Genomic DNA, 18,028 nt, shown 5'->3' with positions numbered 1-18,028 from the left:
TTAAAGTAAGAGAAGGGGGAAGCGATATGGCAAAAACTTTAATGGATTCACTTGGAATTGAGTTGTTAGAGATGACAGAAGATAAGGTAGTTGCTACGATGCCTGTTGATGAGCGTACGCATCAACCGTTTGGATTTTTACATGGAGGTGCATCGGTTGCATTAGCGGAAACAGTGGCAAGTGTTGGTTCATATAATTTAATTGATCAAGAAAAATGTATTTGTTTCGGATTAGAAATTAATGCAAACCACATTCGCTCAAAGAAAGATGGAATTGTAACGGCGATCGGAACACCGATACATAGAGGACAATCGACAATGGTTTGGGATGTTCGTATTATTGATGAAAATGATGATTTACTATGTATATCAAGATGTACAGTAGCAATTAAAGAAAAACGTGAAAAGTAAAAAAGAGGCGCTCTTACGAGCAGCCTCTTTTTCTTATAATTAGAACTGGATTTTCTTCTCTAAGAAACCTTTTAGTTCGCTAATTGGCATACGAACTTGTTCCATTGTGTCACGGTCACGTACTGTAACAGCTTTGTCTTCAACTGAGTCGAAGTCGTATGTGATACAGAATGGTGTACCGATTTCGTCTTGACGACGGTAACGTTTACCGATAGAACCAGTTTCATCAAAGTCTACCATGAAGTCTTTAGCTAATTCTGCGAATACTTCAGTAGCACCTTCAGATAGCTTCTTAGATAATGGTAAGATAGCTGCTTTGTATGGTGCTAAAGCAGGGTGGAAACGAAGAACTGTACGAGAATCGTTTTCTAATTGCTCTTCTTCATATGCATCACATAAGAATGCTAATGTTACGCGGTCTGCGCCTAAAGATGGCTCGATGCAGTATGGCACGTAACGCTCATTCGTTTGTGGATCAATATAGTTAAAGTCTTCGTTTGAATGTTCCATGTGACGTTTTAAGTCGAAGTCTGTACGAGATGCAACGCCCCAAAGTTCGCCCCAACCGAATGGGAATTTGAATTCAATGTCAGTTGTTGCATTACTGTAGTGAGATAACTCTTCTTCACCGTGGTCACGAAGACGCATGCTCTCTTCAGACATACCAAGTGAAAGTAACCAGTTTTTACAAGTTTCACGCCAGAATGCAAACCACTCTAAATCTTCACCAGGCTTACAGAAGAATTCAAGTTCCATTTGTTCGAATTCACGTGTACGGAATGTGAAGTTACCAGGCGTGATTTCGTTACGGAAACTCTTACCGATTTGGCCGATACCAAATGGAAGCTTTTTACGCATAGAGCGTTGAACGTTTTTGAAGTTTACGAAAATACCTTGTGCTGTTTCAGGACGAAGGAAGATTTCGTTTGTGCTAGACTCTGTAACACCTTGGAATGTTTTGAACATTAAGTTGAACTGACGGATTTCAGTGAATTCTTCACTACCGCAATCAGGACATTTTACTTCATGTTCTTTCATTAAGTCAGCCATTTGGTCGAAAGTAAGACCGTCAACAACCATTTCGATGCCTTTTGCATCTAAAGCATCCTCAATTAATTTGTCAGCACGGTGACGAGCTTTACATTTTTTACAGTCAATCATTGGATCGTTGAAGTTACCAACGTGACCAGAAGCGATCCAAGTTTTAGGGTTCATTAAAATAGCTGCGTCTAAACCAACGTTGTGTGGAGATTCTTGAATGAATTTTTTCCACCAAGCTTTTTTAACGTTATTTTTTAATTCGATTCCAAGTGGACCGTAATCCCAAGTGTTTGCAAGACCACCGTAAATTTCAGAACCAGGGAAAACAAAACCGCGATGTTTTGCTAAGTTTACAACTTGTTCCATTGAATACATAAGAAAATCCTCCTTTTGAAAGTTAACGTATTGGCGATGACATACTCTGATACTTTGGAAACGAGCAGTATATGCTAAAAAGAACATAAAAAAACGCTCATCCCAAGGCTTATTTGCCTAGGGACGAGCGTTTGCCCGCGGTTCCACCCTAGTTGATACACAAAAGGTGCATCCACTTTATCATGTATTGCTCGGGACTGCCGTTTCCTTGCGGCTTCAGGCTTTCACTATCCCTGAATCGCTTTTTATGCAAGTACTTATAAGTCCGTCATCGCTACTTATATTAATAATAATGAACATATTCTAACACGTTCTTTTTTAAATCTCAATAGAGGAACGCGTCTATCTATGATAGAGTCTCGCCTATTTTTTCATTATTTATTCCGTAATTTTCTTTAATATGCTTAATTGCTTCACGCTTACTTAATGGAGCGAGCTCATTGTTTTGAACGTATTCCCAAACTACATCCGGATTTGTTTTTGCATATTCACGAAGGACCCAGCCAATCGCTTTTTGAATGAAAAATTCTTTTGAAGAATGTAGTTGTCCAATAATCCAGAAAAGAAGTTCTTCATCCATCTTTTGTTTATATTTTAGTTGGAATAAAATAGCGGCACGTTGTAACCATATGTTATCTGATGCAATCCATTTTGGAATATAGGCAGAAATTAATTCTGGATGTTTTAAAAAGATATCGCCTAAAAATGTAGGGACGATGCTATCGACAGAGTCCCACCAAGATTTTGTGACAATCAGTTCTTCTAAGAAGGGGATATGAGTTTCGTTTATATGCTTTTTATATTTTTGCATAATATCAAGTGCGGCCGCTTGGAATTCACGTTCTGGTAAGTCCCAAAGCTCACGTATGATAATTTGGAAGTCTTTTTGATCTGGGAGAGTATGTATTTGAATGATGTCTTTTAATAATTGGCGTCTTTCCGGTGTTTGAATACCTAGAAATGGGAAGTGATTTTTCATATAACGAGCCATAGGTTCTGCTTTTTCAGGATTTTGATGAGCTGTGAAATGCTCTTGTAATGCTTTTACAAATGGATGCATAAGTGTTGCTCCTCTCTTATTCTCTTTCTTCTCTTATTATACAAAGAGTTTGGATAAATTTTAAAACATAACTTGCAATGTAATGAAATATGTTGAAAGTAGAGAGGAGAGGATAAGATGGAGGATCAAGGCGTATTAGCAGGTTTCTTTGCTCTTAGTTTTGCGTTTATTCTTGTTATATTGATTTGGGCAATTATTTCATATTTGTTAACGGCTTTTGCACTTTATTCGATGGCGAAAAATGAGGGTGCAACGGACGGGGTGCTTGCGTTTATTCCGTTTTTGAATAGTAAGACATGGGGTGACTTAGCGAAAGATAAATTACCAGATTTTTTGAAAGAAGAAGCAGGGTGGAAAGTATTCGGTATATACGTTGCATGTTTTATTTTTAATTTCGTACCAATTATAAGTTTACTAGCAACAGCTGTATCGATTGTATTGTCCATTTATCTTATCTACGCTATTTTAGACAGATACGGAACGAACTCTATATTATTTACGATTATTCATGTAATCACATTTTCAGTGTTCTTACCGATTCATTTATTTATCATTCGAAATGAACCGGTGAGATATAAAGAGTAGATTTTTCTTTTTTGTTGATAAGTCGATATATTTTAGATATAAGTAAAAAAGCGCCCTGATTATCAGAGCGCTTTTTTTACTACATAAGGTAGCGTAAATAAATATAAATGTGAGAAATGATTAATGAAACGATCATAATTGGGAAACCGACTTTTAGGAAGTCCATGTAACTAAATTTATGTCCTTCGCGGCTCGCGATACCTGCAACGATTACGTTAGCAGAAGCTCCGATTAATGTTCCGTTTCCGCCCAGACAAGCACCTAGTGCTAATGCCCACCATAATACATCGATTTGTGCGTCAGATGGTGATAAGCCTAGCCCAACTGCCATATCGTTAATAAGTGGAATCATTGTTGCAACGAATGGGATGTTATCAATTGTTGCAGAGGCGATACCAGATACCCATAAAATAAGGATGGATGCGTAAGAAATATCTCCGCCTGTTATACCAATTACTTTTTGAGCTAACATTTTGATAAGACCGATATCGATAAGTCCTCCAACAAGTACGAATAGCCCTGCGAAGAAGAAGATTGTTACCCATTCTACACTTGCGAATACCTCTTCAATTTCATGTTCTTTCACACCAATTAACATAAGTACAGTAGCACCAGTTAAGGCGATAATAGCGGCATCAATATGGAAAATAGAATGAGTCATGAAACCTACAATTGTAAGTCCAAGTACCGTTAAAGATTTTTTCATTAATACTGGATCTTTAATGTATTGTTTTTCATCTAAGCTCATTAATTTTTTAACTTGTACAGGATCGGCAATTAATTGTTTACGGTACATGAAGTAAAGTATTGTTGCTGTAACTGCAATAATAATAATTACGATTGGTGCTAGATTTAATAGGAAAGCATTGAAGTCTAAATGCTTATTTGCAGAACCAATCATAATGTTAGGTGGATCACCAATTAATGTTGCTGTTCCTCCAATATTTGAAAAAATAATTTCAGAAAGTAAATAAGGAACAGGATTTACTTGCAGTATGCGCGTAATAGATAAAGTAACTGGAACAACAAGAAGTACAGTTGTAACGTTATCTAAAAATGCGGAGCCAAGCGCGGTAAGTAGGGAAAGGGAAATTAAAATTTTAATTGGATTTCCTTGTGCCCCTTTTGCTGCTTTAATGGCAACGTATTGGAAAACACCTGATTTACTCGTAATGTTCACCAAAATCATCATACCGATGAGTAGCGTAATCGTTCCCCATTCAATATGTTTCGTAAAGGCGTTATGTAAATCGACGACCCCCACAATTACCATGAATGCTGCACCGAGAAGTGCGATGACAGCGCGATTAATTTTTTCAGAAATAATAATGGCATATGTAATTAAAAAGACTGCGATAGCAAAATAATACTGCCAGTTAGCGAGTTCTTGCGTTGTTTCGTGCAAAAATCTCATCTCCTTTCATTCATTTTTCTTAGTGTGTCAAATATTAACTAGATGAAACACACATAACGTCATTATAAAGTAGAAAAACTGCGGATGTAAATGAAAGGGGGGATTTTGTCATATTTTCTGCATAGGTCATTTTTTCTTATTTTTTAAAATATTTGTGGGCATTTGACATATATATAAGATACATCCAATCTGAATATTTAAAATGGAATTAGCATTCGAGCTTGTTCGTGTAGGAGTGTCAAATAGAAAGGAATGACAAAAATGATAAGGAAGGGATCGTATGGATGAACAACGATTTTTATTTTTAGACTTTGAGTTTACGATGCCCCAGCATAGAAAGAAACCGAAAGGATTTTTTCCGGAGATTATTGAGGTAGGACTCGTTTCAGTTGCTGGCTGTAAGGTAGAAGATACGTATTCATCACATGTCAGGCCGAAAACATTTCCTTCTTTAACGGATCGATGTAAGAAGTTTTTAGGAATAAAACAAGAAGTCGTGGATAAAGGGATTTCATTTCCTGAACTCGTTAAGAAGCTTGCAGAATACGAAACGAAATGTAAACCGACAATTGTAACGTGGGGAAATATGGATATGAAAGTGCTGAAACATAATTGTGAAATGGCAGGGATAGCTTTTCCATTCTTCGGACAGTGTCGTGATTTATCGCTTGAGTATAAGAAGTTTTTTGGAGAAAGAAATCAAACAGGATTATGGAAAGCAATTGAGGCGTATGGAAAAGTAGGGACAGGGAAGCATCATTGTGCGCTTGATGATGCGATGACGACGTACAATATTTTTAAACTAGTAGAAAAAGATAAAGAGTATTTAGTAAAGCCAGCACCTCCAACATTAGGAGAACTTGTTGATTTTTCAAAAGTGTTAAAGAAAGTGAGCACACAGTAACGACCAAATTGCACATTATGTAATTTGGTCGTTTTGTTTTTTAGAGTTTGTAGTCTTTCTTTAACTGTTGTAATGTTTCTAGACTACGCTCTGCAAAAGGTGAATCATCTTCAGAAAATGAATTCATTTGAGTTTCTAATGCTAATTTTAGTGACTCGGTATAATCCGGAATTTCTCCTTCATATTTTTTCACCATTTGCTCTGGAATGTTCGTCTGTTCACGGAAAGCTAAAGCGCGTCTTTCATGGAAAAATGGTACGTCAGCTTGTTTTACGTTATGTAAGTCACCTTGCACCGGATGTTTTAAAACAGCTAATACTTTTACGACGTAACTGCCAGGGCGGCTATTTGTAACTTCGCCGATGTATTTTCCTGTTTTATAAATACCAGTAACGATTTCGCCAATTTCAAATGTTTCTCTCATATTTTTCACCTCAAGTTTATAGTAAGGAAAGTAGGAGAAGGAGTCAAAGAAATCATTTGCTTTCAGAACGCCCCTTGAGAATATGGATAGGTTCCACTATAATTTAAAATTATATAACAGAAAATTCTGATGTTTTATAAATCCTATAATAAGGAGTGTTCTATATGATGCCTTTATATTTTCCGGAAGATAAAACAGAATATATTATTCCAGGGATTGTTTGCGTTCTATTTATTATCGGTGCTATTGCCACGTGGCGCATGTTTATTCGTGTATCAAAAAGAGAAGCAGAGCGATTGCAGAAAGTTGAAGAAAAACTATTAGCTGAAAAGAAACAGTAATGCATTTTTGTATGTTTCCCTCTATGCTCGGACAATCTAAGGGCAGAATATATTTTGGAGGGAATAAAATGAAGAAACGGCTTTTTTTCAGTTGTTGTTTATTATTTCTGATGGCAGGTTGTGACCAAGGAAAGCCGAAAGAAATTGAAGTGAAATTACATAATGCTTCAGGAGATGAAGTAGGGACTGCGAAAGTAGTGCAGCAAACAAGTGGCGTGAAAATTACGATTAAAGGAGAAGGTTTCACGCCAGGACCACACGGACTACATGTACATGAAATTGGAGAGTGTAAGGCACCTCGTTTTGAATCATCCGGGAATCATTTTAATCCTGATGATAAAAAACATGGTCTTCTTAATCCGAAGGGTGCAGAAAACGGTGATTTACCGAACGTAGTTGCAGATGGTTCTGGAAAGATTAAAGCGGAAATCGATGCACCTCACATCACACTTGAAGAAGGAAAAACGACGATTCATAGAAAAGATGGAGCGTCTATTATTATTACAGAAAACCCTGATGATGGTATGACTCAACCGACAGGTAAATCAGGGGATCGAATTGCTTGTGGCGTAATTGTAAAAAAAGCATCGGATATGAAGAAAAAGTAAAAGCTACCGTGAATGGTAGCTTTCTTTGTGAAATGTAATTAAAAATATATCAGCGATTATTGGAATATATCGACTGTAACTCAAATTATATCGGCGATTATTGGAATATATCGACCGTAACTTGAAATATAGCGACTTACCGACAAAATATGACAAAGGAGTCTGTCCAAGAATGATTAGGGGGACAGACTCCTTTCTTATTATGAAAACGTATGACGCAGTCTGTTTAAAATTTCTTCTAAAACAGATCGTGGACAGCCGATATTAATTCGAATATGTTCTTCGCCACCTAACCCGTATTTCTCACCAGGTTCAACAATGATTTTTCCTTTTTCCTCAAGTAATGCAGTACGCTCGTTTTGAGAAAGCTTTAGATGAGAACAATCAATCCATAATAAAAAGCTACCTTCTGGCTTCGTTACGGAAAGAGCAGGTATGTGAGTTTTAATATATTCACAAGCAAATTGAGCATTATCTTCTATATATAATCGAATTTCGTTTAGCCAATCATTACATTCTGTATAGGCACTTTGCATCGCTGTATAAGCGAAGATATTTAATCCGTGGAAGCCTTGTCTATATTGGATAGATGTAAAGGCTTGACGGAGTTTTTCATTTGGAATGATAATAATCGATGCTTGTAATCCAGCGATATTAAATGTTTTACTTGGAGCCATACAAGTAATCGTGCGAGCTGCTAATTCTTCAGATAAAGAAGCGAACGGTGTATGTGTATGATCTGCGTAAATAATATCGGAATGAATTTCATCCGCCACAACGATTACGTTATATTTAGTACATAACGATCCGAGCTGCAAAAGTTCCTCTTTCGTCCAAACGCGCCCGATTGGGTTATGAGGGCTACAAAGAAGCATGAGTTTGATGCCTTGCTGAAACTGCTTTTCTAAATGCTGGAAGTCTATCACATATGTATCATTTTGTTTCTGTAATGGACTCACGTATAACTGTCTGTTGTTTGTTGTGACCATTTCGAAAAATGGAGGATAAATAGGTGGTTGTACGAGAACGGATTCGTTTTCTTTTGTGAAAGCCTGTATGCTCGTACTAAGAGCTGGAACGATTCCGGCGCTAAAGACAATCCATTCTTTTTGAATATCCCAGTCGTATTGTTGTTTTGTCCAGTTACAAATAATATTCCCAATATTTTCGGGAGGAAGTGTATAGCCAAAAATCGGATGTTCGATTCGTTGTTTTAAGGCAGTTTGAATTGGTTTTGGTACTTCAAAATCCATATCAGCAATCCAAGCATGGATAAGTTCTTCGTTTTTATATGTATCCCATTTTATACTATGCGTTCCACGTCGATTGATTGCTTTATGAAATAGTTGCATAAGTTTGCTCCCTTCTTCTGTAAAACCAATAAGTTATGAAAGTTCTCTCTCTTCTTATAGAATAGCTGATGTGATAGGATAAAGAAAAGTATTAAAAAGTGAAAAGGCGGGAAGCGAATGGGTACATATGAAAAGATGATAGAGGTTGTGAAGAATTGGGATCCGTTTCAAATGGGACCGGAGTTTTATGAAACAGAAGCGAGCGATGTTGTGAACGTCATAAGTGTGTTTGACGATCCAAAATACATCGCAAAGAAGATTCAACATATATACTTTATGTCTTTTGAGGAAGTACCTGCGCTTGAAAAATGTGAGAAATTAGCTATGGAATTACTTGTAATAAAAGAAGGTGGAAGCTGTTCATTATAGGCTGTCGGAATTTCCGACAGCCTTTTTTATATTATCCCGCTATTTTCCGGGCAGTAAGACCCCGACCTCAAAATTCAGCGGAAGCAAAGAAGTTAGGTGGGGGCTGATTAAAGTTTCATTTTATTGCGCGGAAAAAGCGATAATTTCTTCATAAACATGTTCAGGCTTTTCTTCAGGTAGTAAATGTCCTGTATTTTCATAAGAAATAAATTTTGAATTCGGTAAATCTTTGTGTAGACGATGACCTACATGTACAGGGACGACGCGGTCTTTTTCACCCCAAATGAGTAGGATAGGTGTTTCGATTTTTTGTAATTCAGTTGAAGATAAGTCACCTTCACGGTCTCGTATCATGCGAGTTAAAGCGGGAAATATACGGTTGTCATAAAAAGGAGCGGAGTAACCTTTTTTCATTTCATCGTCAATTAATGAGTGATCATGAACGACATTCATTAAGTTATGAACAATGCCGCGCCGTATAATCCAGTTCTTTACGTATAAATGAAAGAACGGTAAATAAGAAGAGTATAGTAAAGGTAAGGTTGCGCGCGCTAAATAGCTCGAGCTACATAGTAAAATCGTCTTTGAAATGAGTTCAGGACGTATACGGTTTACATAGAGAGAAATTTGCCCACCCATAGAATGCCCAACTAATACAATGTTTGAGAGAGATAAATGTTCAATTAAATCAATAATAATCGTTGCTAAATTGTGATAAGAATACTTAAACAGATGAGACTTATCACTTTTTCCGAACGGTGGTAAATCAAGAGCAATGACTGTTCCTTCCTTCGCTAGTAAAGGAATGAGACGGCGGTAACTGAATGAGGAAGATAAAAAGCCGTGAACGAGTACGAAAGTAGGGCGTTCTGTTTTATTATCATGTTCATACAATTCGTAATGAACAGTAGTGCCGCGAGTGGAAAAAGTGAAATAAGGACAAGTATATTTATGATTCATTTTTTGTCACTCCATTGATTTTTGTTCATATCATCTCCAAGGAAGAAGAAAATATGTTAACAAAAAAAGGCAAGATGACGATGTCATCTTGCCTTTCGTTTATTCAGTATTACCCGCGCACAATATTAGGCGGTGTTTTTCCTTGTAATCCTGCAACTAAATTTTCAGCGGCGGTCATGGCCATTTGCTGACGAGTTTTTAATGTTGCAGATCCGATGTGCGGTAAAGTCACAACATTTTGTAATGATAAGAGTGGATTATCTTTTTGAATTGGCTCTTGTGTAAAAGTATCGATGCCTGCTGCAAAGATTTTCTTTTCTGTTAAAGCATGGATTAACGCTTCTTCATCTACTGTTTTCCCCCGAGAAGCATTAATGAAGATTGCTGTTTCTTTCATTAATGAAAATTCCTTTTCTCCGATAAGGTGATATGTTTCATCTGTTAATGGAGTAAGAAGAACAATAAAGTCAGACTGCTTCAGTAGCGTCTGTAAATCACAATATGTAGCATCGAATTTTTGTTCAGCTTCTTCTTTACGACGGCGGTTATAGTAAAGAACATTCATATCAAATCCGAATTTTGCTCGTTTTGCAACGGCTTCTCCAATTCGGCCCATACCGATAATACCAATTGTGCTATGGTGTACATCTAGTCCGAAGTGTTCTTTTCCGATTTCAGCGTTCCATTCACCATTTTTTACGTAAGAATCGAGTTCGCAAACGCGGCGCCCAGCTGATAGCATAAGGGCGAAAACGAGATCAGCTACTGTATCATCTAATACGTATGGTGTATTCGTTCCGATAACCTTTCGATTTTTCATCGCTTGTAAATCAAAATTATCGTAACCAACAGAAATGTTGCTCACTACTTTTAAGTTAGGAGCCACTGTCAGTAATTCTTCATTAATAGCAGATCCGAAATTTAATAACCCATCTTTATCTTGTATTTTCTCTAATAGAACATCACGAGGTACTTTCTCATTTTGATCCCATTTTTCATAATCACAGTGTTCTGATAAATAGTTTTCTACAAATGTCGGAACTGGTTCAGCAATATAAATTTTTGGTTTCACGGTTCCATCCCCTTTCGCTTTATCACGCATTTTTCCACTGATTAAAGTTTCACTTTATTTTGACATAATTCAATAGAAAAATCTTCTTTTCAAACTGGAAAGGGTATTTGTATAATTTAGACACAAACGAAAAGGAAGGATGATTTATATGGTGACAGAAAAAGAATTAGAATTATTAGCTTGTCTTGAAAAGAGTAGTCGATTATCTGTAGATACATTAGCGAAGCTGTTAAATATAGAAGTAGAAGAAGTAAAGAAGATGGTTGCGAGATTAGAAAATGAAAAGATTATTATGGATTATGTAACACATATCGATTGGACGAAAGTGAAAGAACATACAGGTTTAACGGCAATGATCGATGTGAAAGTTACGCCAAAGCACGGCGTTGGGTTTGATGCGGTTGCTGAGCAAATTTATCGTTATTCAGAAGTGAAATCCGTTTATTTAATGTCAGGGACATATGATCTTTCTATTACATTAGAAGGTAAAACGATGGGGGAAGTAGCGATGTTTGTTTCTGAGAAATTAGCAACAATTGAATCTGTCGTTTCTACAACTACTCATTTCATTTTGAAGAAGTATAAACATGAGGGCGTTATTTATGAAAAAGACGATGATGATAAGCGAATTGTGGTGACACCATGAAGCAATTTGAACTATCTAGATCAGCAGAATCTTTAAAACCATCTGGTATTCGAAAATTTTTTGATTTAGCAGCAAATATGAAAGGTGTTATTTCCCTCGGGGTAGGAGAGCCGGATTTTGTTACCTCTTGGAATGTAAGGCAAGCATGTATTCGTTCTTTGGAACAAGGGTATACGTCATATACAGCAAATGCAGGATTATTGGAGCTCCGTCAAGAAATAGCAAAGTATCTAAAAAAACAATTTGCAGTATCTTATGATCCAAGTGATGAAATCATTGTTACAGTTGGAGCGAGCCAGGCGTTAGATGTAGCGATGCGTGCCATTATAAATCCTGATGATGAAGTGCTCATTGTTGAACCAAGCTTCGTTTCTTATGCACCACTTGTGACATTAGCTGGAGGAGTTCCGGTTCCTGTGGAGACTAAGCTAGAAAACGAGTTTAAAGTACAACCAGAACAAATTGAAGCAGCTATTACAGCGAAAACAAAGGCGATTTTACTTTGTTCACCAAATAACCCGACAGGTGCAATGCTAAATAAATTCGAGCTTGAAGAAATAGCAGTGATTGTTGAGAGGTACAATCTAATTGTATTATCTGATGAAATTTATGCAGAGCTTGTATACGACGAAGCATATACAAGTTTCGCGAGTATTAAAAATATGCGCGAGCATACGATTTTAATTTCAGGATTTTCAAAAGGATTTGCGATGACAGGATGGCGTCTCGGTATGATTGCAGCTCCTGTTCAGTTTTCAGAATTGATGCTCAAAATCCACCAATATTCCATGATGTGTGCACCGACGATGTCTCAGTTCGCAGCACTTGAAGCGTTACGTGCGGGGAATGATGAAGTAATTCGGATGAGAGATAGTTATAAGAAGCGTCGTAATTTTATGACGACATCTTTCAATGAAATGGGCTTAACGTGTCATGTGCCGGGCGGAGCATTTTATGTTTTCCCTTCTATATCTTCAACAGGATTATCTTCAGCGGAATTTGCAGAACAGTTATTGCTGGAAGAAAAAGTAGCTGTTGTCCCTGGTAGCGTATTTGGCGAAAGTGGTGAAGGGTTTATTCGTTGTTCTTATGCGACGTCGCTTGAACAACTTATGGAAGCAATGAAGAGAATGGAACGGTTTGTTGAAAATAAAAAAAGGACAAAACGTAATACGTTTTGTCCATAAAAGGGGGGGAATACTAGAAAGCCATGTGTTAGTAGTCTATCCCAATATTGGAGAATTATACTTCTTTAAGGGAAATTTTTCATGAATTTTGAATGAGTTCTGTCATAGTGGTATAATTTACTAATATAAGGTATGCGCATTCTAGATATTGTTATCTAGAATGCGTACTAACCAATCGGATATTTAAAATAAATATATCTGCTTTGCTCTCTATAATTGTAGAGAGAATGGTAAACGTATGGGAGTGTTTCATATGTCAGAACAATATACAACAGGAGTGGTTGTAACAGGGAAAGTGACTGGAATTCAAGATTACGGTGCGTTTGTAGCGTTAGATGCAGAAACACAAGGACTTGTGCATATATCTGAAATTACAAATGGATATGTAAAGGATATTCATGACTTTTTAAAGGTCGGCGATACAGTAGAAGTAAAGGTACTTTCAATTGATGAAGAGCACAGAAAAATGAGTTTATCGTTAAAAGCGGCGAAAAGAAAACAAGGAAGGATTCTTATACCGAACCCATCTGAAAACGGATTTAATACGCTGCGAGAAAAGTTGGCAGAATGGATTGAAGAGTCCGAGTTAACAAAGTAAAAGAGGAACGCATATGAGCGTTCCTCTTTTACTTTATCTTATGATATATATTTGCAAATATGATTGCATGCAATCATATTCGTATGTCGGAGGTGAAAGGACATACTGATTATCGAATTTCGTTTGTTTCTGGGTGCGTACCAAGATTTTCAGATGGTTTAAACAGTAAACCAAGGTTGATAAGCCCAGATATACCAACGATGCCGTAAATAATACGTGCAAGAGCTGAATTTTGTCCACCGAAAATGGCTGCTACTAAGTCAAACTGGAAAAACCCGATTAGTCCCCAGTTCACAGCGCCAATTACAGTAAAGACTAATGCGATACGTTGCAAAGTACTCATGAAAAAGCCCCCCTTAATTGTGAAGCATGAGCAAGCGATGAGTTAATTAACTCTTTTATAGAATGGGGTAGTTATGTTGTTTTTATACATAAAAAATGTTTAGAAAAGGATGTATATACATCTATACCGAAAAATGCGAATTTTTATGCAAAAAATGAACTTTTTCTAAAAAATATATATTGGTTACGTTTACAATTGCCTAATCGCTTGATTTACAACTTCAGTTTCGCTAAAGTGAATACAGAAATACATATCCATAATTGGAGGGAAAAAGATGAGTACACATGTAACGTTCGACTATTCTAAAGCGTTATCCTTCATCGGTGAACATGAAATCACTTATTTACGTGATGCAGTGAAAGTAACACATCACGCAATCCACGAAAAAACTGGAGCTGGGAACGATTTCCTTGGGTGGGTAGACCTTCCGCTTCAATATGACAAAGAAGAATTCGCTCGCATTCAAAAATGCGCAGAAAAAATTAAAAATGACTCTGACATTTTACTTGTTGTAGGTATTGGTGGTTCTTACCTAGGAGCACGCGCAGCAATCGAAATGTTAAACCATTCTTTCTACAACACGCTTTCTAAAGAACAACGTAAAACTCCACAAGTGCTATTTGTTGGACAAAACATTAGCTCCACTTACATGAAAGATTTAATGGACGTATTAGAAGGTAAAGACTTCTCTATTAACGTTATTTCCAAATCAGGTACAACAACAGAGCCAGCACTAGCATTCCGTATCTTCCGTAAGTTATTAGAAGAAAAGTATGGAAAAGAAGAAGCTCGCAAACGTATTTATGCAACTACAGATAAAGCGCGTGGTGCATTAAAAACATTAGCTGATAACGAAGGTTACGAAACATTTGTTATTCCAGATGATGTTGGAGGTCGTTTCTCTGTATTAACGCCAGTTGGTTTATTACCAATCGCAGTAAGTGGCTTAAATATTGAAGAGATGATGAAAGGTGCAGCTGCTGGTCATGATGACTTCGGAACATCAGAACTAGAAGAAAATCCAGCTTACCAATACGCAGTAGTTCGTAACGCTTTATACAATAAAGGAAAAACAATTGAAATGCTTGTTAACTATGAGCCAGCACTTCAATACTTCGCTGAGTGGTGGAAACAGTTATTTGGTGAAAGTGAAGGAAAAGATCAAAAAGGCATTTTCCCATCTTCAGCAAACTTCTCAACTGATTTACACTCATTAGGTCAATACGTTCAAGAAGGGCGTCGTGACTTATTTGAAACAGTTCTTAAAGTAGGTAAATCTACACATGAACTAACAATCGAATCAGAAGAAAACGATTTAGACGGATTAAACTACCTTGCTGGTGAAACTGTAGACTTCGTAAACACAAAAGCATACGAAGGTACATTACTTGCACATAGCGACGGGGGAGTACCAAACTTAATCGTAAATATTCCTGAATTAAATGAGTACACATTCGGTTACCTTGTATACTTCTTCGAAAAAGCATGTGCGATGAGCGGCTACTTATTAGGCGTGAATCCATTTGACCAACCTGGAGTAGAAGCATACAAGAAAAACATGTTTGCTTTACTTGGTAAACCAGGATTTGAAGAATTAAAAGCAGAATTAGAAGAGCGTTTAAAATAATAAAAAGCGACCGGATTCCGGTCGCTTTTTATTATTTTATCGAAAAGTCCATCAGTATATTCAAACTAAAGTGGGTATGCTAAAGGAAAAGTCTAGGAGGGATGGGCTTGATTCCGATTCAATCAAATTTAGAAGGACGTACATATGCGTTATATAAGTTAGAAGAGATTATGAAACCACTTGGATATAGCATCGGTGGTAATTGGGATTATGATAAAGGATGCTTCGATTACAAAATTGATGAAGAAGATGGGTATCAATTTTTACGAGTTCCATTTACAGCCATTGATGGAGAACTAGATGTACCAGGCGTAATAGTTCGTCTTGGAACGCCGTATATTCTTTCGCACGTATATCAAGACGAACTAGATGATAATGTGAATACTTTAACAGCTGGAACGAGTGGAATGGATCAATTTGCTGAGCCGAAAGATCCAGATGGAGATGTGAAAAGAAAATATATCAATATTGGGAAAGTGCTCATGCAAGAATTAGAGCGTCATTTTACTAATGGTGAATAACAATGAGTATGTCGCTTTCAATGAGAACAAAGGAATGAACTGGATTAATCATATATTGTTCGTCGCGCTTTATACCTAGTAAGAGAATGTTTTGCTTTAAAAGAGTATAGCTACAATTGGCAAAAGTTTGTCCGGTGCAGGACGATGGAAGCTCCATCAGTTGTAATTTATTATCAGAGATTTCGTCGTAAAGTGAAAATAGTACACCTGAAATGGAAGGGAATAAAAGAGAAGCGGTAAATACATAGCTCGTTAATTTATTTCCTTCTATAATTTCTGACACGCCAGCTCTCGTTGCATTTTGTATTTGTTCAGAAGTAAGAAGTTCAGCGATGCAGTGAATGTTTGGGTTGAGCCCTTTTGCAGTTAAAATATTTAAAATGGACTGTGTATCCGCTAAGCTTTCGTTTTTTTCTTTATCAGCTGTTATTAATATGGTGTGTGCCGTTGCAATATTGGCTTTTAATAAAGTTTGATCGTGATGCGGACAACCTTTTATAAATTCTAAATGATGAAATGGTTTTGGGAGTAAAGAAAGTGTTTCATCAATTAAAACGATATCAAGGTTTGGTTGTAATACGTGCATTTGCTTTACAACATGTTTTGCGCGCTCATTCCAGCCAACGATAATCATATGACCGTTAGAAGTAGCGGCTTCTTCACCTTTAATTTTCATATATTGTTTATTAATCATTTCAGTAGCAAACAGCACCATATAATAAGAACAAAAGCCAGTTCCTAATAAAATAATACTTATACCTATTAGTTTTCCTATCGTCGTATGGGGAGCAAAGTCTCCATATCCAACTGTAAAAATGGTAACGATTGACCACCAAATTCCGTCAAACCATGTAGTGAAATGAAAAGGTTCTAATCTATGTATAAGAAAACCGGAAAAAGCAGTCAGTACAATAATAAAACAAATTAAACGAAAAATAATGGAATCACGAAATGTATCTACTAAATTCGGACGGGATTTCAATTGCCTATTCCTCCTTACTTTGTAGGACTACATTCATTGTTGCCATTATAGAAAAAAGAAAAACTCTCTAATTAAAGAGAGTTTGTTTTATGTTACATACTTTCCACTTCAGTTTGTTGGACACTTTCAAGATGCTGGAGAGCATAGTAAACATCAGCAGTATGTCTTTTTTGATCAATGGACAGTTTAAGATGTAAATAGTGAGAACCGTTTTCTAATGTTTTAAGCTTCATATTCTTAACTTTTATATCCATTTCTTTTATTTCTTCAATTACGATTGGGATATTGTCCATATTTCGTACAACAAGTTTCACAGCGATATCACGTTGACGAAATGATCTAGGGCCTACATATTTCATCGCGAGTGGTATAAGTTCGACACTAATCATAAGGAAACACATTCCGAATATCGCTTCAATATAGAATCCGGCCCCAACAGCAATACCAATACCAGAAGCACCCCAGATCATAGCGGCAGTCGTGAGCCCTGCAATGCTATCGTTACCTCTTCTTAAAATTACGCCAGCACCTAAAAAACCAATTCCTGATACAATTTGAGCGGCAAGTCGAAGTGGATCCATATTCATATGATCGGTATGTGGTAAGTTATAAGCTGCTTTAATAGAAACAATCGTTAGGAGGCAACTAATAATAGAAATAACTAAACACGTTTTTAAACCAAGTGGTTTCCGTTTTAATTCACGTTCTAAACCAATGGCAAATCCTAAAATAGCCGAGAGACCTAGTTTGATTAATAAATCGGTATAGTCCATATATATTCCTCCCTGTATGATATGCTATATGAATAAAACGCTTATTATAGAAAGAAACGTCTTTTGATAGAGTAACTTTATATAAAATATATGTAGGAATTGCTCATACATGAAAGAGATATTTCGTTTAAGTATATGATATAAAAAAAGAAATGTGGGCAGTTTTAAAAAAAGTTTATAAAAGGTGTTGCATTTCATTTTTCACCATGATATATTAATAACCGTCGCTGATGCGGAAACGCAGAAAACGACAAAAAAGAAATTGAAAAACTTAGTTGACATCGAAAAACGAAGATGTTAACATAAGGAAGTCGCAAATGAGCGACCAAGTAGTTCTTTGAAAACTGAACGAAACAAACAACGTGAAACGTCAATTTTTATTTTAGATGCTAGACAAACTAACTTTATTGGAGAGTTTGATCCTGGCTCAGGATGA

The 18,028-nt window shown here is 36.6% G+C and carries 21 protein-coding genes; 11 read left to right on the top strand and 10 right to left on the bottom strand.

The window, feature by feature from the left end:
• The first annotated feature begins 26 nt into the window (after positions 1–26).
• On the top strand, positions 27–410 hold the full coding sequence (locus ACTFR3_RS29040; RefSeq protein WP_001140612.1) for a hotdog fold thioesterase: 384 nt from the start codon (positions 27–29) through the stop codon (positions 408–410).
• 39 nt (positions 411–449) lie between these two features.
• Here ACTFR3_RS29040 and ACTFR3_RS29035 read toward each other — a convergent pair whose 3' ends face one another.
• The gene (locus ACTFR3_RS29035; RefSeq protein WP_000287147.1) at positions 450–1,826 is read right to left on the bottom strand and encodes a glycine--tRNA ligase; all 1,377 of its coding nucleotides are present in this window, start codon (positions 1,824–1,826) and stop codon (positions 450–452) included.
• 346 nt (positions 1,827–2,172) lie between these two features.
• Positions 2,173–2,886, bottom strand: a complete 714-nt coding sequence (locus tag ACTFR3_RS29030) for a DNA alkylation repair protein (protein WP_000553308.1) — start codon at positions 2,884–2,886, stop codon at positions 2,173–2,175.
• 117 nt (positions 2,887–3,003) lie between these two features.
• On the opposite strand from ACTFR3_RS29030, the gene ACTFR3_RS29025 reads away from it, so the two are divergent.
• The gene (locus tag ACTFR3_RS29025) at positions 3,004–3,471 is read left to right on the top strand and encodes a hypothetical protein (protein WP_440045111.1); all 468 of its coding nucleotides are present in this window, start codon (positions 3,004–3,006) and stop codon (positions 3,469–3,471) included.
• Between the two features lie 79 nt (positions 3,472–3,550).
• Here the strand turns inward: ACTFR3_RS29025 and ACTFR3_RS29020 are convergent, their stop codons facing one another.
• Positions 3,551–4,876 carry an ArsB/NhaD family transporter gene (locus tag ACTFR3_RS29020; RefSeq protein WP_000545209.1) on the bottom strand — a complete coding sequence of 442 codons (1,326 nt, stop codon included), beginning with the start codon at positions 4,874–4,876 and terminating at the stop codon, positions 3,551–3,553.
• Positions 4,877–5,165: 289 nt separating this feature from the next.
• Between ACTFR3_RS29020 and kapD the strand changes: the two genes are divergently transcribed.
• Positions 5,166–5,789, top strand: coding sequence for a 3'-5' exonuclease KapD (kapD, locus tag ACTFR3_RS29015; RefSeq protein ID WP_000344356.1), 624 nt, complete (start codon positions 5,166–5,168; stop codon positions 5,787–5,789).
• 40 nt (positions 5,790–5,829) lie between these two features.
• On the opposite strand, the gene ACTFR3_RS29010 is transcribed toward kapD, so the two are convergent.
• Positions 5,830–6,213: a kinase-associated lipoprotein B gene (locus ACTFR3_RS29010; protein WP_001209344.1), complete on the bottom strand. Its 384-nt coding sequence runs from the start codon at positions 6,211–6,213 to the stop codon at positions 5,830–5,832.
• Positions 6,214–6,377: 164 nt separating this feature from the next.
• Here ACTFR3_RS29010 and ACTFR3_RS29005 point away from each other — a divergent pair, with 164 nt between their 5' ends.
• Both ACTFR3_RS29005 and sodC read left to right on the top strand, forming a co-directional pair.
• The gene (locus ACTFR3_RS29005; protein WP_000982757.1) at positions 6,378–6,554 is read left to right on the top strand and encodes a hypothetical protein; all 177 of its coding nucleotides are present in this window, start codon (positions 6,378–6,380) and stop codon (positions 6,552–6,554) included.
• A 68-nt stretch (positions 6,555–6,622) separates the two neighbouring features.
• Complete coding sequence (gene sodC / locus ACTFR3_RS29000) at positions 6,623–7,162, top strand: superoxide dismutase [Cu-Zn] (RefSeq protein WP_000746520.1); 540 nt, start codon at positions 6,623–6,625, stop codon at positions 7,160–7,162.
• 200 nt (positions 7,163–7,362) lie between these two features.
• On the opposite strand, the gene ACTFR3_RS28995 is transcribed toward sodC, so the two are convergent.
• Entirely contained in the window at positions 7,363–8,514 is a 1,152-nt protein-coding gene (locus tag ACTFR3_RS28995; protein WP_074554270.1) for a PatB family C-S lyase, read from the bottom strand.
• 117 nt (positions 8,515–8,631) lie between these two features.
• Here ACTFR3_RS28995 and ACTFR3_RS28990 point away from each other — a divergent pair, with 117 nt between their 5' ends.
• On the top strand, positions 8,632–8,883 hold the full coding sequence (locus ACTFR3_RS28990; protein ID WP_000537638.1) for a YugE family protein: 252 nt from the start codon (positions 8,632–8,634) through the stop codon (positions 8,881–8,883).
• A gap of 120 nt (positions 8,884–9,003) precedes the next feature.
• Here ACTFR3_RS28990 and ACTFR3_RS28985 read toward each other — a convergent pair whose 3' ends face one another.
• The gene (locus ACTFR3_RS28985) at positions 9,004–9,843 is read right to left on the bottom strand and encodes an alpha/beta fold hydrolase (RefSeq protein WP_001015860.1); all 840 of its coding nucleotides are present in this window, start codon (positions 9,841–9,843) and stop codon (positions 9,004–9,006) included.
• Between the two features lie 109 nt (positions 9,844–9,952).
• Positions 9,953–10,945 (bottom strand): 2-hydroxyacid dehydrogenase, encoded by a 993-nt coding sequence (locus ACTFR3_RS28980; protein ID WP_002041993.1) that lies wholly within the window; start codon positions 10,943–10,945, stop codon positions 9,953–9,955.
• A gap of 118 nt (positions 10,946–11,063) precedes the next feature.
• Here ACTFR3_RS28980 and ACTFR3_RS28975 point away from each other — a divergent pair, with 118 nt between their 5' ends.
• The 3 genes from ACTFR3_RS28975 (at position 11,064) to yugI (ending at position 13,346) form a co-directional block, all read left to right on the top strand.
• The gene (locus ACTFR3_RS28975; RefSeq protein WP_440045110.1) at positions 11,064–11,561 is read left to right on the top strand and encodes an Lrp/AsnC family transcriptional regulator; all 498 of its coding nucleotides are present in this window, start codon (positions 11,064–11,066) and stop codon (positions 11,559–11,561) included.
• The gene (locus ACTFR3_RS28970) at positions 11,558–12,748 is read left to right on the top strand and encodes an aminotransferase (RefSeq protein ID WP_440045109.1); all 1,191 of its coding nucleotides are present in this window, start codon (positions 11,558–11,560) and stop codon (positions 12,746–12,748) included. The genes ACTFR3_RS28975 and ACTFR3_RS28970 overlap by 4 nt, the downstream gene beginning before the upstream one ends.
• A 253-nt stretch (positions 12,749–13,001) precedes the next feature.
• Entirely contained in the window at positions 13,002–13,346 is a 345-nt protein-coding gene (gene yugI / locus ACTFR3_RS28965) for a S1 domain-containing post-transcriptional regulator GSP13 (protein ID WP_000003764.1), read from the top strand.
• A 109-nt stretch (positions 13,347–13,455) separates the two neighbouring features.
• Here yugI and ACTFR3_RS28960 read toward each other — a convergent pair whose 3' ends face one another.
• On the bottom strand, positions 13,456–13,689 hold the full coding sequence (locus tag ACTFR3_RS28960) for a DUF378 domain-containing protein (RefSeq protein ID WP_000105788.1): 234 nt from the start codon (positions 13,687–13,689) through the stop codon (positions 13,456–13,458).
• Positions 13,690–13,963: 274 nt separating this feature from the next.
• On the opposite strand from ACTFR3_RS28960, the gene ACTFR3_RS28955 reads away from it, so the two are divergent.
• Both ACTFR3_RS28955 and ACTFR3_RS28950 read left to right on the top strand, forming a co-directional pair.
• The gene (locus tag ACTFR3_RS28955; protein WP_000103654.1) at positions 13,964–15,316 is read left to right on the top strand and encodes a glucose-6-phosphate isomerase; all 1,353 of its coding nucleotides are present in this window, start codon (positions 13,964–13,966) and stop codon (positions 15,314–15,316) included.
• Between the two features lie 107 nt (positions 15,317–15,423).
• Positions 15,424–15,837 carry a YugN-like family protein gene (locus tag ACTFR3_RS28950; RefSeq protein WP_000612334.1) on the top strand — a complete coding sequence of 138 codons (414 nt, stop codon included), beginning with the start codon at positions 15,424–15,426 and terminating at the stop codon, positions 15,835–15,837.
• Here the strand turns inward: ACTFR3_RS28950 and ACTFR3_RS28945 are convergent.
• Together ACTFR3_RS28945 and ACTFR3_RS28940 are read right to left on the bottom strand one after the other, a co-directional pair.
• Positions 15,824–16,819, bottom strand: coding sequence for a potassium channel family protein (locus ACTFR3_RS28945; protein WP_000842320.1), 996 nt, complete (start codon positions 16,817–16,819; stop codon positions 15,824–15,826). The genes ACTFR3_RS28950 and ACTFR3_RS28945 overlap by 14 nt on opposite strands.
• 92 nt (positions 16,820–16,911) lie before the next feature.
• Positions 16,912–17,592 (bottom strand): MgtC/SapB family protein, encoded by a 681-nt coding sequence (locus ACTFR3_RS28940; RefSeq protein ID WP_000386676.1) that lies wholly within the window; start codon positions 17,590–17,592, stop codon positions 16,912–16,914.
• Between the last annotated feature and the right edge of the window lie 436 nt (positions 17,593–18,028).

Source organism: Bacillus cereus group sp. MYBK14-1 (genome assembly GCF_051916885.1).
Lineage (GTDB): Bacteria > Bacillota > Bacilli > Bacillales > Bacillaceae_G > Bacillus_A > Bacillus_A cereus.
The sequence above is the reverse complement of the archived record's forward strand: the minus strand, read 5'-3'. Positions and strand labels throughout refer to the sequence as shown.

What these genes read in the sequence shown, in the direction of transcription:
- ACTFR3_RS29040 (WP_001140612.1), top strand. Translation starts at nt 27, where the DNA reads ATGGCAAAAACTTTAATGGATTCACTTGGAATTGAGTTGTTAGAGATG.
- ACTFR3_RS29035 (WP_000287147.1), bottom strand. Translation starts at nt 1,826, where the DNA reads ATGTATTCAATGGAACAAGTTGTAAACTTAGCAAAACATCGCGGTTTT.
- ACTFR3_RS29030 (WP_000553308.1), bottom strand. Translation starts at nt 2,886, where the DNA reads ATGCATCCATTTGTAAAAGCATTACAAGAGCATTTCACAGCTCATCAA.
- ACTFR3_RS29025 (WP_440045111.1), top strand. Translation starts at nt 3,004, where the DNA reads ATGGAGGATCAAGGCGTATTAGCAGGTTTCTTTGCTCTTAGTTTTGCG.
- kapD (WP_000344356.1), top strand. Translation starts at nt 5,166, where the DNA reads ATGGATGAACAACGATTTTTATTTTTAGACTTTGAGTTTACGATGCCC.
- ACTFR3_RS29010 (WP_001209344.1), bottom strand. Translation starts at nt 6,213, where the DNA reads ATGAGAGAAACATTTGAAATTGGCGAAATCGTTACTGGTATTTATAAA.
- ACTFR3_RS29005 (WP_000982757.1), top strand. Translation starts at nt 6,378, where the DNA reads ATGATGCCTTTATATTTTCCGGAAGATAAAACAGAATATATTATTCCA.
- sodC (WP_000746520.1), top strand. Translation starts at nt 6,623, where the DNA reads ATGAAGAAACGGCTTTTTTTCAGTTGTTGTTTATTATTTCTGATGGCA.
- ACTFR3_RS28995 (WP_074554270.1), bottom strand. Translation starts at nt 8,514, where the DNA reads ATGCAACTATTTCATAAAGCAATCAATCGACGTGGAACGCATAGTATA.
- ACTFR3_RS28990 (WP_000537638.1), top strand. Translation starts at nt 8,632, where the DNA reads ATGGGTACATATGAAAAGATGATAGAGGTTGTGAAGAATTGGGATCCG.
- ACTFR3_RS28985 (WP_001015860.1), bottom strand. Translation starts at nt 9,843, where the DNA reads ATGAATCATAAATATACTTGTCCTTATTTCACTTTTTCCACTCGCGGC.
- ACTFR3_RS28980 (WP_002041993.1), bottom strand. Translation starts at nt 10,945, where the DNA reads ATGCGTGATAAAGCGAAAGGGGATGGAACCGTGAAACCAAAAATTTAT.
- ACTFR3_RS28975 (WP_440045110.1), top strand. Translation starts at nt 11,064, where the DNA reads ATGGTGACAGAAAAAGAATTAGAATTATTAGCTTGTCTTGAAAAGAGT.
- ACTFR3_RS28970 (WP_440045109.1), top strand. Translation starts at nt 11,558, where the DNA reads ATGAAGCAATTTGAACTATCTAGATCAGCAGAATCTTTAAAACCATCT.
- yugI (WP_000003764.1), top strand. Translation starts at nt 13,002, where the DNA reads ATGTCAGAACAATATACAACAGGAGTGGTTGTAACAGGGAAAGTGACT.
- ACTFR3_RS28960 (WP_000105788.1), bottom strand. Translation starts at nt 13,689, where the DNA reads ATGAGTACTTTGCAACGTATCGCATTAGTCTTTACTGTAATTGGCGCT.
- ACTFR3_RS28955 (WP_000103654.1), top strand. Translation starts at nt 13,964, where the DNA reads ATGAGTACACATGTAACGTTCGACTATTCTAAAGCGTTATCCTTCATC.
- ACTFR3_RS28940 (WP_000386676.1), bottom strand. Translation starts at nt 17,592, where the DNA reads ATGGACTATACCGATTTATTAATCAAACTAGGTCTCTCGGCTATTTTA.